Annotated in this window: 12 protein-coding genes; 6 read left to right on the forward strand and 6 right to left on the reverse strand. The window is 73.2% G+C overall.

The features are described from left to right. Nucleotides 1–55 precede the first annotated feature (55 nt). Together GA0070618_RS04075 and GA0070618_RS04080 are read right to left on the reverse strand one after the other, a co-directional pair. The gene (locus GA0070618_RS04075; RefSeq protein ID WP_088980430.1) at nucleotides 56–823 is read right to left on the reverse strand and encodes a response regulator; all 768 of its coding nucleotides are present in this window, start codon (nucleotides 821–823) and stop codon (nucleotides 56–58) included. After that, entirely contained in the window at nucleotides 802–2,052 is a 1,251-nt protein-coding gene (locus tag GA0070618_RS04080) for a sensor histidine kinase (RefSeq protein WP_088980431.1), read from the reverse strand. The genes GA0070618_RS04075 and GA0070618_RS04080 overlap by 22 nt, the downstream gene beginning before the upstream one ends. A gap of 130 nt (nucleotides 2,053–2,182) precedes the next feature. Between GA0070618_RS04080 and GA0070618_RS04085 the strand changes: the two genes are divergently transcribed. From GA0070618_RS04085 to GA0070618_RS04095, 3 genes are read left to right on the forward strand one after another with little or no spacing between them, the layout of a single operon-like run. Continuing rightward, the gene (locus GA0070618_RS04085; RefSeq protein WP_088980432.1) at nucleotides 2,183–3,082 is read left to right on the forward strand and encodes an ABC transporter ATP-binding protein; all 900 of its coding nucleotides are present in this window, start codon (nucleotides 2,183–2,185) and stop codon (nucleotides 3,080–3,082) included. 29 nt (nucleotides 3,083–3,111) lie between these two features. Further along, nucleotides 3,112–3,873 (forward strand): ABC transporter permease, encoded by a 762-nt coding sequence (locus tag GA0070618_RS04090; protein WP_088985268.1) that lies wholly within the window; start codon nucleotides 3,112–3,114, stop codon nucleotides 3,871–3,873. A 2-nt stretch (nucleotides 3,874–3,875) separates the two neighbouring features. Further along, nucleotides 3,876–4,589, forward strand: coding sequence for a YqeB family protein (locus GA0070618_RS04095; RefSeq protein ID WP_143740222.1), 714 nt, complete (start codon nucleotides 3,876–3,878; stop codon nucleotides 4,587–4,589). 176 nt (nucleotides 4,590–4,765) lie between these two features. Here the strand turns inward: GA0070618_RS04095 and GA0070618_RS04100 are convergent, their stop codons facing one another. The 3 genes from GA0070618_RS04100 to GA0070618_RS04110 all read right to left on the reverse strand — a co-directional run bounded on the left by GA0070618_RS04100 (nucleotide 4,766) and on the right by GA0070618_RS04110 (nucleotide 8,721). Further along, complete coding sequence (locus tag GA0070618_RS04100; RefSeq protein WP_170107805.1) at nucleotides 4,766–6,229, reverse strand: serine hydrolase domain-containing protein; 1,464 nt, start codon at nucleotides 6,227–6,229, stop codon at nucleotides 4,766–4,768. Nucleotides 6,230–6,246: 17 nt separating this feature from the next. Then, complete coding sequence (locus GA0070618_RS04105) at nucleotides 6,247–6,753, reverse strand: ArsR/SmtB family transcription factor (RefSeq protein ID WP_088980434.1); 507 nt, start codon at nucleotides 6,751–6,753, stop codon at nucleotides 6,247–6,249. 84 nt (nucleotides 6,754–6,837) lie between these two features. Beyond that, nucleotides 6,838–8,721 carry a metallophosphoesterase family protein gene (locus tag GA0070618_RS04110; RefSeq protein ID WP_088985270.1) on the reverse strand — a complete coding sequence of 628 codons (1,884 nt, stop codon included), beginning with the start codon at nucleotides 8,719–8,721 and terminating at the stop codon, nucleotides 6,838–6,840. 232 nt (nucleotides 8,722–8,953) lie between these two features. On the opposite strand from GA0070618_RS04110, the gene GA0070618_RS04115 reads away from it, so the two are divergent. From GA0070618_RS04115 to GA0070618_RS04125, 3 genes are all read left to right on the forward strand, one after another. Then, nucleotides 8,954–10,144, forward strand: a complete 1,191-nt coding sequence (locus GA0070618_RS04115; protein ID WP_088980435.1) for an endonuclease — start codon at nucleotides 8,954–8,956, stop codon at nucleotides 10,142–10,144. A gap of 154 nt (nucleotides 10,145–10,298) precedes the next feature. Next, nucleotides 10,299–12,644 carry a glycogen debranching protein gene (locus GA0070618_RS04120; RefSeq protein WP_088980436.1) on the forward strand — a complete coding sequence of 782 codons (2,346 nt, stop codon included), beginning with the start codon at nucleotides 10,299–10,301 and terminating at the stop codon, nucleotides 12,642–12,644. 86 nt (nucleotides 12,645–12,730) lie between these two features. Continuing rightward, a complete protein-coding gene (locus GA0070618_RS04125; protein WP_088980437.1) occupies nucleotides 12,731–13,585 on the forward strand; it encodes an aldo/keto reductase in 855 nt (284 codons plus the stop codon). 88 nt (nucleotides 13,586–13,673) lie between these two features. Here GA0070618_RS04125 and GA0070618_RS04130 read toward each other — a convergent pair whose 3' ends face one another. Next, nucleotides 13,674–14,186 carry a GNAT family N-acetyltransferase gene (locus GA0070618_RS04130; protein ID WP_231931597.1) on the reverse strand — a complete coding sequence of 171 codons (513 nt, stop codon included), beginning with the start codon at nucleotides 14,184–14,186 and terminating at the stop codon, nucleotides 13,674–13,676. Nucleotides 14,187–14,315 lie beyond the last annotated feature (129 nt).

Raw genomic sequence — 14,315 nt, forward strand, 5'->3', positions numbered from 1 at the left:
CACCCGCTGCGTGACGTTACCGCCGATCCGGTCCGCTGGACGAGGCCGGGCCGGTTCAGACCAGTTCGGCGTCGTGGACGAGCAACGCCACCTGGACCCGGTTGTTCAGTTCCAGCTTCGTCAACAGGCGGGAGACGTACGCCTTCACCGTCGCCACGCTCATGAACAGCTCGGCGGAGATCTCCGCGTTGGTGCGTCCCCGGCCGAGCGCGACGGCCACCTCGCGTTCCCGTTCGCTCAGGCCGGCGAGCAGCCGCAGCGCCCGGTCCCGGCGGGGGTCCGGGCGGACCTCGGCCGGCGCGGTGGCCGTGACGTGCGCGATCAGCCGGCGGGTGACGGTCGGCGAGAGGGTCGCCTCGCCCGCCGCGACCCGGCGCACCGCCTGCACGATCTCGGCGGGCGGGGTGTCCTTGAGCAGGAAGCCGCCCGCTCCGGCCCGCAGGGCCCTTAGCACCTGGTCGTCGGCGTCGAAGGTGGTCAGCACGAGCACCTCCGGCGGGTCGGGGCGGGCCCGCAGGGTCTCGGTGGCCGCCAGCCCGTCCACCCGGGGCATCCGGATGTCCATCAGCACGACGTCCGGGGCGTACGCCTCGACGGCGGCGGTCACCTCGCCGCCGTCGCCGGCCTCACCCACCACCCGCAGGTCCGGCGCCCCGCCGAGGATCATCGACAGCCCGGCCCGGACGAGCGGGTCGTCGTCGACGACGAGCACCCGCACCGGACGGGGCTCGTCCGTCCCGGCCGGCCCGCCGCCCGTCCCGCCGGCCCCGTCGGCCCCGCCGGTCACCCCGGCCCCGCGGGTCACGCCGGCCACGGCAGCCACGCGGCCAGTCGGAAGTCGCCGGACTCGTCCCGGCCGTGGGTCAGCCGACCACCGGCGATGTGCACCCGCTCGGCGATGCCGACCAGTCCGGTGCCGGCGCCGGGGATCTCCGGGGCACGCTCCCCCACCGGCCAACGGTTGCGGATCTCCACGTTCAGCCCCCGGTCCGGCCCGCCGGCCAGGTCGACGCTGACCACCACCCCCGGCGCGTGCTTGCGGGCGTTGGTCAGACCCTCCTGCACGATCCGGTACGCGCTGCGGCCGACCGCCGCCGGCACCTGTTCGGCCCGGTCGACGTGGTCGTGCAGGTCGACCCGGACCCCGGCGGTACGGGACTCGTCGACCAGCGCCGGCACGTCGCCGAGGGTGGGCTGCGGACGTTCCGGCGCGACCGGTGCCACGGCGGCCTCGGCGCGCAGCACCCCGATCACCTCGCGGAGGTCCTGGAGAGCGGCGTGCGCGCTGCTGCGGATCACCCCGGCGGCGCGGGCGACCTCCTCCGGGGACGCATCCGGCCGGAACTCCAGGGCGCCGGCGTGCAGGCTGAGCAGGGAGATCCGGTGTGCCAGCACGTCGTGCATCTCACGGGCGATGCGGGTGCGTTCCACTTGCCGGGCCTGCGTGACCCGGAGCTGCTGCTCGGCCTCGGCCCGTTCGGCCCGCTCCCGCAGCGACACCACCAGTTGCCGGCGGGCCCGGACGAACATGCCCCAGGCGAGCACCAGCAACGTGATCACCACGCCCCAGGTGGTGGTCTCCCAGTACGACAGCTGAGGGTCCGGACGCAGGTAGCTGAAGACCATGTTGGTGCCGAGGCCGGCCGCCGTGTAGGCCAGGGCCACGGCGGTCCGCCGGTGCACCAGCAGCGTGAAGTAGATGATGACCAGCGGCACTGCGGCGGCCATCGAGAACAGGGTCAGCGGCAGCGTGGCCACCGCCAGGCCGACCGGCCAGCGGCGGCGCACCCAGAGCAGGGCGGTGGTGACCAGGCCGACCACCGCGTCCGCCGCGACCATCCAGTCGTACGGCAGCGGGGTGGAGAACTGTGGGTCGGCGGAGCGGGCGTCGGCGGTCACCAACGCCACCCAGCCCAGGGAGAGCAGGAAGCAGAGGACGTCCACCAGCCAGTCGCGGGTGGTCCGCCGGGGACGCCGGGCCACGTCCGCCGGAGGCGTCAGCGCCCCGGGCAACAACCACGGGTGTTCGGGGACGAGGACCGCGCGGGACATGGCCCCATGCTACGGAGCGTCACTGCCCTCCGGCACCGACCAAAGTTCACCCTCTCCGTCGACCAAGGTCGCGGTCGGCGTGCACCCTCGGCCGCAGCGGCTGGCCGGGTGGCACGGGCAGGCTCGTCCCATGATCACGGTCGAGAACCTCACCAAGCGGTACGGCCCGCACGCCGCCGTGGACGACGTGTCGTTCCGCTGCGAACCCGGGACGGTCACCGGCTTCCTCGGCCCGAACGGGGCAGGCAAGTCCACCACCATGCGGATGATCTGCGGTCTCACTCCGCCGACGTCGGGCAGCGCGACGGTCGACGGGGTGGCGTACCGGCAGCTGCCGAACCCGGGACGGCGGATCGGCGTCCTCCTCGACGCCTCGGCGCAGCACGCCGGTCGTACCGGGCGGGAGGCCCTGACCGTCGCGGCCCGCACCATGGGCGTCGACCCGCAGCGGGTTCCGGCGACGCTGGAGCGGGTCGGGCTGGGCCCGACCGCGGCGAAACGCCGGGTACGGGCGTACTCCCTGGGGATGCGGCAGCGGCTCGGCCTGGCGCACGCGCTGCTCGGCGACCCCCGGATCCTGATCCTCGACGAGCCGGCCAACGGCCTGGACCCGGAGGGGATCTTCTGGATGCGCGGCCTGCTGCGCGACTTCGCCGACCGGGGCGGCACGGTGCTCCTCTCCTCGCACCTGCTGCGCGAGGTGGAGGCGGTGGCCGACCGGCTGGTGGTGATCGGCGGTGGCCGCATCGTCGCCCAGGGCGGCAAGGACGAACTGCTCGCCGGTGCCGGAACCCTGGTCCGGGCCCGGGACGCGCAGGCCCTGCGGGACGCCCTGGCCGCCGCCGGCCTCTCCGTGACCGGCAGCACCGACGGGGGGTTGCTGGTCCGGGCCGAGGCCGGGGCGGTCGGGCAGGCCGCCGCCGACGCCGGCGTCGCCCTCACCGAACTACGCCCGGCCGGCAGTGGCGGCCTGGAACAACTCTTCCTCACCCTGACCGCCACCGAGTCGAAGCAGGAGGTCGCCGCGTGAGCGCCGGTACCCTCGCCAATCCGGCACCCGTGAACGAACGGTCCACGGCAGCCGACCGCCGTCCCTCGCTGCTCCGGCTCACCGGGGTCGAGCTGCGCAAGCTCGCCGACACCCGGGCCGGGCTGTGGCTGCTGATCGTGATCGGCTTCTCCGCCGCCGCGATCGTCGCGGTGCAGCTCTTCGTGGTTCCCGCCGAGGAGCAGTCGTTCCGCCCCTTCTTCGAGTCGACGCTGCTGCCGGTCGGGATCCTGCTGCCCGTGCTCGGCATCCTGTCGGTGACCTCGGAGTGGTCGCAGCGGACCGCGCTCACCACGTTCGCCCTGGTCCCGGCGCGGCACCGGGTGGTGTTCGCGAAGCTGGCGGCGGTGGTCGTCGCCGCGCTGCTGTCGGTCGCGGCCAGCATCGCCGTCGCCGCGGTCGGCACCCTGGTCGCCGACCTCACCGGGGGTGCCGGCACCTGGTCGGTGCCGGGTGCGCTGCTGTGGCACGCCGTCGTCTTCCAGGTGGCGAACGTGCTGATCGGGATCGCCTTCGGCCTGCTGCTGGGGAACACCCCGCTGGCGATCGTCCTGTACTTCGTCCTGCCGACCGTCTGGTCGGTGCTCGGCGGGATGATCAAGGCGCTGCGGACGCCGGCGGAGTGGCTGGACACGGCGGTGACGATGACGCCGTTGATCTCCCCGGAGATGACCGGTGGGCAGTGGGCCCGGCTCGGCACGTCGCTGCTGCTGTGGATGGTCGCTCCGCTGGTCGTCGGGCTGGTCCGGACGATGCGCCGCGAGGTGTCCTGACCGTGCCGGGACAGGCCGTACCGGCGGGCCCGAATCCGGGCTCGCCGGTCGTGGTCAGCGGGGGCGTGGGCGAGCTGGCCCTGTTCTGGGGCGGGTTCCCGGCGCTCGGCGCCGGGGCCGGCTGGCTGCTGGCGACCTTCGTGGACCGGCTCGCCGGGTGGTCCTGGGTTCCGGCCCAGGACCTGCTCGAACTGGTCGCTTCGCTGCCCGAGCCGCAGGTCACCGTCGGGGCCCTGGCGGTGGGCACCCTCGCCGGGCTGGTGATCGCCGGGATCGGGACGTGGGAACGGCTCGTCGTCACCGTCGCCCCCGACCGGGTCGCCCTGCGCCAGAAGGGCGAGGAGCAGGAGTGGAGCCGTGCGACGGTCCGCGCGGTGTTCCGGGACCGCCGGCAGCTCGTGCTGCTCGGCCCGGCCGACGAGGAACTGTTCCGGGAGTCGTGCGACCTGAGCGACCGGCGGCTGCGGGAGGCGTTCCTCGCCCACGGCTATCCGTGGCTGGCCGAGGACCCGCACCGGGACCGGTACCGGCGCTGGGTGCCCGGCCTGCCCGACCTGCCACCGGGGGCGGACGCGCTGCTCCGGGCCCGGCAGGACGCGCTGAAGCACGACCGGCGCGACGACGCCCGGGAGTTGCGCCGGGAACTCGCCGCCCTGGGCCTGGTCGTCCGGGACGAGTCGAAGCGGCAGTACTTCCGGCTGACCCGGGCCGGGTGAGCCGGCCCGGGTGGGACGGTGGGCGGCGGGACTCCTCGCCCGGAGCACCGCCGTCCTGCTCGGTCGGGCCAGCCGCCACCCTCGTCGGCCCGGAGCCAGCCGCCACCCGGCTCGGCCCGGAGTCAGCCGCCACCCGGCTCGGCCCGGAGTCAGCCGCCACCCGGCTCGGCCCGGAGTCAGCCGACGGCCACGAAGGTGACCAGGACGAAGAACACGGTCAACGCGGTGCCGGTCCAGCGCCGCCAGGGCGGCACACCGGCGACCAGGGGCAGGGCCCGCCACCGCAGGACGGCCAGGGCCAGCCCGGCCGCGCCCAGCCCGCAGCCGACCGCCCAGACCCAGCCCGGCAGCACCGTCCACTCCCCCAGCCGGTACGCCAGGAGCAGGGACGCCGGCACCCAGAGCGCCGCGTCGAGCACACTCAACCGGTCCGGACCGCGTCGCGCGGTGCTCAGCAGCGACAGCCCACCGATGAGGCTGAACACCAGCGCCAGCCCCACCCCGACCCAACCCGGCAGGCCGGCGCTGTCGTCGGGCAGGTCCTCCTCCGGTACGCCGAGCAGCCGCAGCCCGATCGGGTCCACCGACCGGTCGGTGTTGCCGAGCACGACCACGCCCTTTCCGGCGGCCCGGTCCACACCGACGTACGCCCGGAAGCCGCCGGTGCCACCGTTGTGCCAGACGACGTCCCGGTCACCGTGCCGGGTGGTGAACCAGCCGTACCCGATGCGGTTGCGCCCGTCCTCCTCGAAGCGCGCGGTGGCGGCGTCCGCGCCCGGCGCGGTGCCGGCGAGCAGGGCGGCGACGAGCTTGCCGAGGTCGCCGGAGGTGGACCAGGTGCCGACGCCGGCCGGCACCCAGCCGGAGCCGGTCCACGGGTCGGTCGGCCGGCCGGTGGCCCGCCCACCGTCGGCGTGCCCGGCGGGCGGGGCGGCCCCGTCGAGGTGGACGGAGGTGCGGTCCATGCCCAGCGGGGTGAGCAGTTCCCGGTCCAGCAGTTCCGGGTAGGTGGTGCCGGCCTTCGCGGCGAGCGCCTGCCCGAGCAGCGCCGCGCCCAGGTTGGAGTACTCGACCCGGCCCCGGCCGTCGCCCGGCTCGGTCTCCCCGGCGGTCCGGGTGAGCCAGTCGACGTCCTGTCCGGCGTACGGGTCGGCGGCGGTGACGTTTGCCCACCAAAGCCCGAACGCGCCGCCGACCGAGGTGACCGGCACCCGGGGCAGTCCGGCGCGGTGACTGGCCAACTCGGCCAGGGTGACGTCGCCGGTCGGGCCGCTCACCGGCAGGGCGTCGCGCAGCCGGTCGTCGGGGCGTACGACGCCGGCGGCCACCTGGTCGGCGAGGAGCATGCCGGTCAGTGGCTTGGTGACGGAGCCGATCTCGAAGGTGGTGTCCGCCTCGACCGGTGCGCCGTCGGCGTTCCGTTCGCCGAGACCGGCGACCCGGACACCGCCCGGCTCGACGAGGGCGACGGAGAGCCCGCGCAGGCCCTCGGTGTCCCCGGCGGCCTTGCGGACGACGGCGGCGAGGTCGGCGTCCCCGGTCGTGCGCGCCGTCAGGTGGGGTGGGCGGGGCGCCCCGAACAGGGCCAGCGCCCCGACGACCAGGCCGACGACGAGGGTGACGACGGTGGACCTGCGCATGGTTGCTCCTTCCCCGCTCAACGGTGGGTGGCGGTGAGGATGGTGAGCAGCGGCACCACCCGTTCGGCGGGAACGGCGTACCGGCCCCGGCCGGCGCTGCGCAGCCATCCGGCGGCGGTGAGCTGGCGCAGGTGGTGGTGGAGCTGGCCGGTGGTGCCGAGTTCCTCGATCCCGGCCAGTTCGGCGGTGCCGCGCCGGCCGCCGAGGATCTCGCGCAGCAGCCGCAGCCGGACCGGGTGGGCCAGCGCGGTCAGCGCGGTGGCCGACTCGGACCAGTCACCGGCGAGCACGGTGTCGACGGGGAGGCCGTACTGCCAGTCGTACCGCTCGCCGTCCAGGTCGACGGTGCCGGTGTAGAGGACCGCGCCCGGGTGCCCCTCGGGCAGTCGCTGCCGGAGCCCGTCGAGTGCCCAGAACGTGTCGCCGTCGCCGGGTGGGTTCGACGGTGTCGACGTGGGCGCGCGCCCGACGAGTTCCGCGACCTGTGCTTCCAGCGCCGCGACCCGTTCCTCCAGGGATGCCATGACACCGATACTACGAAGTTACGTACTTACGTACAAGTGGAGCGGGGCGGCCCGTGGTCCGGGCCACCCCGCTCCCACGCGGGGTCAGGCGAGCGGGAACTCGTCGAAGAGCACCACCGCCGAGCTCGGCTGACGGGTGTCGAAGCGGTACGAACGCACCACCCCGGCCGCCGAGTCCAGCAGCGAGAACACCGTGATGTCGTTGCTCGCCACGTAGGGCAGCGGCTTCCCGGCGGCGTCGGTCAGCGGCGCGACGGTCGGCACCACCGGGGTCAGGCCACCCGGGTCGCCCTGCCGGACGTGGTCGGGGCTCTCCGGCAGGTTGCGGGACGTCCCGCTGGACGGGTCGTACGCGCCGTAGCTGTTGCCGACGTTCGAGGTCTCCAGCCAGTTCACCCCGTCGGCGTTGCGGAACCGGTTCCACAGGTGCGAGTGGCCGTTGTGGACCAGGTTCACCCCGCCCGCCGAGAAGAGCGGCTCCAGGTCACGCAGGATGTGGTCGTCGGCGAGCGGGTAGCGGTAGCGCACTCCGGTCACCGCGCCGGTGGCCGGGTCCCGGGTGATCTCCTGCACCGGGTCGGTGAACGGCGGCGCGGAGTTGTCCCCCAGACCGTGGCCGGGGTGGTGGTACATCACCACCCGGTACTTCGCCTGCCGGGCCGCGCTGGAGGCCAGCTCCTTCTCCAGCCAGCGGTACTGCCGCGAGCCCTTCTTCACCGGCTCGAAGATGAACTGCCCGTAGCCCCACTTCGCCTCGTCGGCCAGGTCCGCCGGGTTCTCGGAGAACTTGCCCCGGGTGTTGGCCGCCCCCGACCGCCAGATCTGGGTGGCGAAGAGGGTGACCAGGTGCACGTCGCCGATGGTCCGGGACCACCAGCGCGGCCCGCCCTCGGCGCTGCGCGGGTACGGGAAGATCTCCTCGTAGGTGGTCACGTCCCAGGAGTGCTGGGCCAGCCAGGTCTCCTCGTCGATGCCGGCCGGGCGGGTCTCCCGCCAGCGGCGGCGGGCCACCTCGATCGGCTGCGGGTCGTTGAACTGGCTGTCCAGGCCGGCCGTGTCGGACCAGCGCCCCATCACCTCGTGGTTGCCGATCGCCGGGAAGATCGGCGAGTGCTGGACCAGCGGCGCGCCCCGGTAGGTGCGTCCGGCGACGACGCGCTCGGCCCGGCCGGTCAGCCCGGCGAAGAACGCCAACCCGGTGGTGCTGTCGAACCACTCGCTGGCCCGGTCCGGCACGTTGACCAGGTCCCCGGCGACGAGGACGCCGTCCAGGCGCACCCCGGCGGTCTCGGCGACCTTCTCCAGGTTGGCCGGGGTCATCGTCTTGAGCTGGTGGTCGCTGGTGAGCAGCAGTCGCACCGGCTTGCGCCGGGGCACCGCCGGAGCGAGCGAGTACGCGTCCGTCACCGTGGCCCGTCCCATGTGGTCGACGGAGACCACCCGGTACGGCGTGCGTTCGCCGGACCGCAGGCCGGTCACCCGGGCCAGGTGCCGGTACACCGGCCGGTCCCGCACCGCCGTGTACGTCCGGCCGGGGACCGCCGAGGAGGCGTCCTCCCGGGTACGGGTCAGTCGGGTGGTCTCGGCGGCGACCCGACGCCAGCCGGAGCCGGCGGGCTTACGGCCGGTGGCCGCGTCGAGGGCGGCCCGGTCGTCGAGCGTGGCGACCGCCGAGCCGACCAGCACCACCTGGGTGATGCCGTGTTCCTCGGTGTGCCAGACGACGTGGACGTCGCTCGGCTGCGGGTCGAGCAGGTACGGCTCGCAGAGCAGCGGCCGGCCGCCGAGGCGCGGGGTGGGAGTGTCGTACGGTTCGGTGGGTCGCGGCGCGGCGACGGCCGGCGCGCCCTCGCCGCCGACCACGCCGGCGGCCACGGCGGCACCACCGGCGAGGGCGAGGACGTTACGGCGGGTGAGACTTCCGGAGTCGTCGTCGGCGGCGGAGCGGCCAGTGTGGTTCTCGGTCATGACCTGCACCTCAGCAAAGAGGTCTGTCCGGCGTACCCCGTGCGGGTGAACGGCACGGCGCAGCCCGGTTAAGCGGTCTGCGCCAACCACCGGCGACCCGTCGTCCCGTCACGGCCGGTGACCGGCCGGGGCCGCCACCGTCGCCGCGCGGTCGTTGCCCCGGAGATCCGGCATGGAATGTTGCCCCGTGGATCTCCCGCTGTTCACATCGATGCCGATAGCATCGCTGGGCATGAATATTAGGAGCATCGCACGCTCGCGAACCGGGCGGATGATCACCGCCGTCGCACTGGCCGTCGCGGTGGCGGTACCCGTCGTGGTGACCTCCGCCTCGGCCGCGACGGCTCTCACCGTGGCCCAGGCGCTCGCCGCCCAGGACGGCCGTTCGGCGACCGTGACCGGGTACGTCATCGGCCAGCCCACCTCGACCACCACGGTGCTCCGGTCCGGCTTCACCGCCGACACCGCGATCGCCATCGCCGACTCGGCCGCCGAGACCAGCGCGAGCCGGATGCTCTACGTCCAGGTCACCAGCGCGTACCGGACCACGTTCGGGCTGCTCACCAACCCGGAGCTGCGCGGGAAGCAGGTCACCACGACCGGCACGCTGACCGCGTACTTCAGCCACGGCGGGTTGAAGAGCCCGACCGCGATGAGCCTCGGCGGCACCACCACGCCGTCGCCGACGTCGTCCCCCACGCCGGGCCCGACCAGCACCCCGCCCGGCGGCGACTACGACCCCGCGTACTACGCCGACGCGACCGGCAAGACCGGCAGCGCGCTGCGCAGCGCGCTGCACTCGATCATCAAGGTGCAGACGAAACTCTCCTACGACCAGGCGTGGGAGGCGCTCAAGGACACCGACCAGGACCCGGCGAACACGAACAACGTCATCCTCCTCTACTCCGGGCGCTCGCAGAGCAAGACCACCAACGGCGGCGACGCCAACGACTGGAACCGCGAGCACGTCTGGGCCAAGTCGCACGGCGACTTCGGCACCTCGACCGGGCCGGGCACCGACGTGCACCACCTGCGCCCGGAGGACGTCACGGTCAACTCGACCCGGGGCAACAAGGACTTCGACAACGGCGGCAGCCCGGTCGGCGAGGCCCCCGGCAGCTACACCGACGCCGATTCGTTCGAGCCGCGCAACGCGGTCAAGGGCGACGTCGCGCGAATGATCATGTACATGGCCATCCGGTACGAGGGGAACGACGGCTGGCCGAACCTGGAGCTGAACAACTCGGTCAACAACGGCAGCGCGCCGTACCACGGGAAGATGTCGGTGCTGCTCCAGTGGCACCAGGCCGACCCGCCGGACGCCTTCGAGAAGCGCCGCAACCAGCGGATCTACGAGCGCTGGCAGGGCAACCGCAACCCGTTCGTCGACCACCCGGAGTGGGCCGCCTCGATCTGGAGCTGACCTGCGGCGACACGGCCGGTCCCGGCCTCCTCCCGGGACCGGCCACAGCGCATCGACGAAGTCGAGTCTTTACCGCGCTGAAATCGACTGTTATCTTTCCGGCAATCGCTGCAAGTTCTTGCGGCACTTGGACCTCGAACGTCGGAGAAGGCCCATGCCCGCACCTCGCGCCCGGCGTACCCGGGCCGCTCTCGCCGCCGGACTCGCCGCCGCGCTGACCGCCGTGGCCGCCCTGGTCGCACCCCTGGTCACCGCACCGCCGGCCAGCGCCGCGATCGACGCCCGCGCCCTCGGCGCGCGGTACGACAGCAGCGGGTCACGGATCACCTTCCGGGTCCACTCCGCCGCCGCCACCCGGATGACCGTCAACGTCTACGCCACCCCCACCGGCACCGGCGAGAACGCGAGCTACCTGCTCACCCGGGACCCCTCGGGCGTGTTCAGCGCCACCGTCGAGGTCGCCGCGCTGCGGGCCGCCGGTGTCACCGGCACCGTCTACTACGGCTACCGGGCCTGGGGACCGAACTGGCCGTACAGCAGCGCGTGGACCAAGGGCTCCGCGGCCGGCTTCGTCGCCGACGTGGACGCCGCCGGCAACCGGTTCAACCCCAACAAGCTGCTGCTCGACCCGTACGCCCGGGAGATCAGCCACGACCCGCTGCGCCCCGGCATGACCACCTCCACGACGTACGCCTCCGGGCCGGCGTACCGGACCATCGACAGCGGCCCGCACGCGGCCAAGGGGATCGTGCTCGCCGCCACCACGCCCGCCTTCGGCACCAAGCCGACCCGGGCGCTCAAGGACGACCTCGTCTACGAGGTGCACCTGCGCGGGCTGACCCGCAACGACCCGTCGGTGCCGGCCGCCTACCGGGGCACCTACCGGGGCGCGGGGATGAAGGCCGCGTACCTGGCCTCGCTCGGGGTGACCGCGGTGGAGTTCCTGCCGTTGCAGGAGACGCAGAACGACACCATCGACGTCGACCCGACCGGCACCGCGGGCGACAACTACTGGGGTTACATGACCCTGAACTACTTCGCCCCGGACCGCCGCTACGCCTACGACCGCTCCCCTGGCGGGCCGACCCGCGAGTTCCAGCAGATGGTGAAGGCGTTCCACGACGCCGGGATCAAGGTGCTGGTCGACGTGGTCTACAACCACACCGGCGAGGGCGGCGTCTACAGCGCCGGCGGGTCGAACGTCTACGACATCGTCTCCTGGCGCGGGCTGGACAACCCGACCTACTACTCGCTCACCGCCGACCGGCAGTCCTCCTGGGACAACACCGGCGTCGGCGGCAACTACAACACCTACCACCCGGTCGCCCAGGACCTGATCGTCGACTCGCTGGCGTACTGGAAGAACACGCTCGGCGTCGACGGGTTCCGGCACGACCTCGCCTCCGTGCTCGGCAACACCTGCCAGCACGGCTGCTTCAACTACAACAGGACCGACCCGAACACCGCGCTCAACCGGATCACCCGGGAGATGCCGCCCCGGCCGGCCGGCGGTGGCGCGGGCGTGGACTGGATCGCCGAGCCCTGGGCCCTGGGCGACGGGACGTACCAGGTCGGCAACTTCCCCGCCGGCTGGTCGGAGTGGAACGGGCAGTACCGGGACACGCTGCGCCGCGACCAGAACAAGCTCGGCGTCGCCGCGGTCACCCCGGGCCAGCTCGCCGACCGGTTCGCCGGCTCCTCCGACCTGTACGGCGACGACGGGCGACGCCCGTGGAACTCGGTCAACTTCATGGTCGCCCACGACGGGTTCACCCTGGCCGACCTGTACGCCTGCAACACGAAGAACAACAACCAGGCCTGGCCGTACGGCCCCTCCGACGGCGGCACCGACGACAACATCTCCTGGGACCATGGCGGGGTCGCCGCCGACCAGCGCCGGGCGGCGCGCAACGGGCACGCCTTCCTGATGCTCTCGGCCGGCACCCCGATGATCACCGGCGGGGACGAGGTGCTGCGCGGGATCCGCTGCAACAACAACCCGTACAACCTGGACTCGTCGGCGAACTGGCTGGGCTGGAGCCCGACCGCCGACCAGACCACCTTCCGGACCTTCGCCTCCCGGCTGGCCGCCTTCCGCCACGCCCACCCGGCGCTGCGCCCGGCGAACTTCTACTCCGCCGCCGACACCAACGGCAACGGAATGCCCCAGCTCGCCTGGTTCACCCCGGCCGGCAGCACGCCCGACGCGGCGTACTGGGGCAACGCCGGCAACCACGCGCTCGGCTGGCGGATCGACGGCACCGAGTTCGGCGACCCGGCGTCGGCGATCTACGTCGGCTACAACGGCTGGTCCGGGGACGTGAACTTCACCCTCCCGTCGCCCGGGGCCGGGAAGCAGTGGTACCGGGTCACCGACACCGCCACCTGGGCGGAGGGGCCCAACCAGGTCGCCGTGCCCGGGTCGGAGGCGTCGATCGGCGGCCAGGGCACCAACTACCTGCTGCGCGATCGCAGCCTGCTCCTCCTGGTCGCCCGCTAGGGAGGTCGCGCCTCGTCGCAGGTGAACCGGGCGACGACCGGGGTAGGACAGCCCGGGAGACCGCGACGAGGCGCAGAGGGAGCGGCATGACCACCACCACGATTCCGGACATCACGCTCAACGACGGCAACACCATCCCGCAGCTCGGCTTCGGGGTGTTCCAGATCGAACCCCGGGACACCGTCGCCGCCGTACGCGAGGCGCTGCGGGTCGGCTACCGGCACATCGACACCGCCCAGATGTACGGCAACGAGGCCGAGGTCGGGCAGGCGATCCGGACCTCCGGGCTGGAACGGGAGGAGGTCTTCGTCACCAGCAAGCTGAGCAACGCCTTCCACCGCCCCGACGACGCCCGCAAGGCGATCCAGTCGACGCTCGACGAACTGAAGTTCAACTACGTCGACCTGTTCCTGATCCACTGGCCGCTGCCGACCCGCTACGACGGCGACTTCGTCTCCACCTGGAAGGCGCTGGAGGAGTTCCGGGCCGACGGCCGGGCCCGCTCGATCGGCGTGTCCAACTTCCAGGTGCCCCATCTGGAGCGGCTCGCCGCCGAGACCGACACCCCGCCGGCGGTCAACCAGGTCGAGGTGCACCCGTACTTCGGCAACGAGCAGGTCCGGGCGTACGGGCGGGAGCACGACATCGCCACCGAGGCGTGGTCGCCGATCGCCCAGGGGAAGGTGCTGGGCGACCCGGTGATCACCGAGATCGCCGGAAAGCTGCAACGCACCCCGGCCCAGGTGGTGCTCCGCTGGCACATCCAGCGTGGCGACATCGTCTTCCCCAAGTCGGTCACACGGGAGCGGATCGCGGAGAACACCCACATCTTCGACTTCAGCCTGGACGACGAGGACATGGGCCGGATCACCGGCCTCGACCGGGGCGAGAACGGCCGCCAGGGCGCCCACCCCGACACCTTCGACTGGATGCCGGCCTGATCGGCACCGGCCTGAGTGGCACCGGCCCGAGTGCGCGGCCGGGCCCAGGTCACCGCCGCCGACCGGGCGGATTCCAGGGGTCCTGCGGTCACCCTACCCCGGCGGTGAGGTCCAGCCGCCAGTCGTTCGAGCGCATCAACCGGCCCGGCGGGAACTCGAAGTCGGTCTCGCCGAGCAGGGTGAACCCCGCCTTGCGGCAGACCGCGTTCGACGCGGCGTTGTCGACCGAGGGGAAGGCGTGCGCGTGACGGTGCCGCCGCCGGGCGCGGGCCTGGGCCACGGCGGCGACGAGTGCCGCCGTGGCCAGACCCCTGCCCTGGTACGCCGGCAGGATCGACCAGCCCAGCTCGTACACCGTCGCGCCGCGCCACACGCGCTCCCAGTAGCCGACACTGCCGACCGCCTCGCCCTCCGGCAGCCCGACCACCCGGAACATGCAGCCCGCGCCGGTGCCCCCGAAGTCGACGTACTTCCGGTGGCGGGCGAGGACCTTCTCCTCGCTTTCCGGACCGCCCAGATGTCGCTTCATCTCCGGCGTGTTGATCCGCCGCAGCAGGCCGAGGTCCCGCTCCTGCCACGGCTCGATCCGCACCAGGTCCACCCCTGCTCCTCCCGTCGGGTTCGTCTCCCGACAGTGAAGCCCACTCCCCCGACAGGTTGGCGCCACCCCCGCGAACGGGAGCGGCACCATGGCGGTGAAGTCGTCCACCACGGCCGCACCGGTGGCGCC

Origin of the sequence: Micromonospora echinospora (assembly GCF_900091495.1) — a bacterium.
In the GTDB taxonomy this organism is placed as follows: Bacteria; Actinomycetota; Actinomycetes; order Mycobacteriales; family Micromonosporaceae; genus Micromonospora; species Micromonospora echinospora.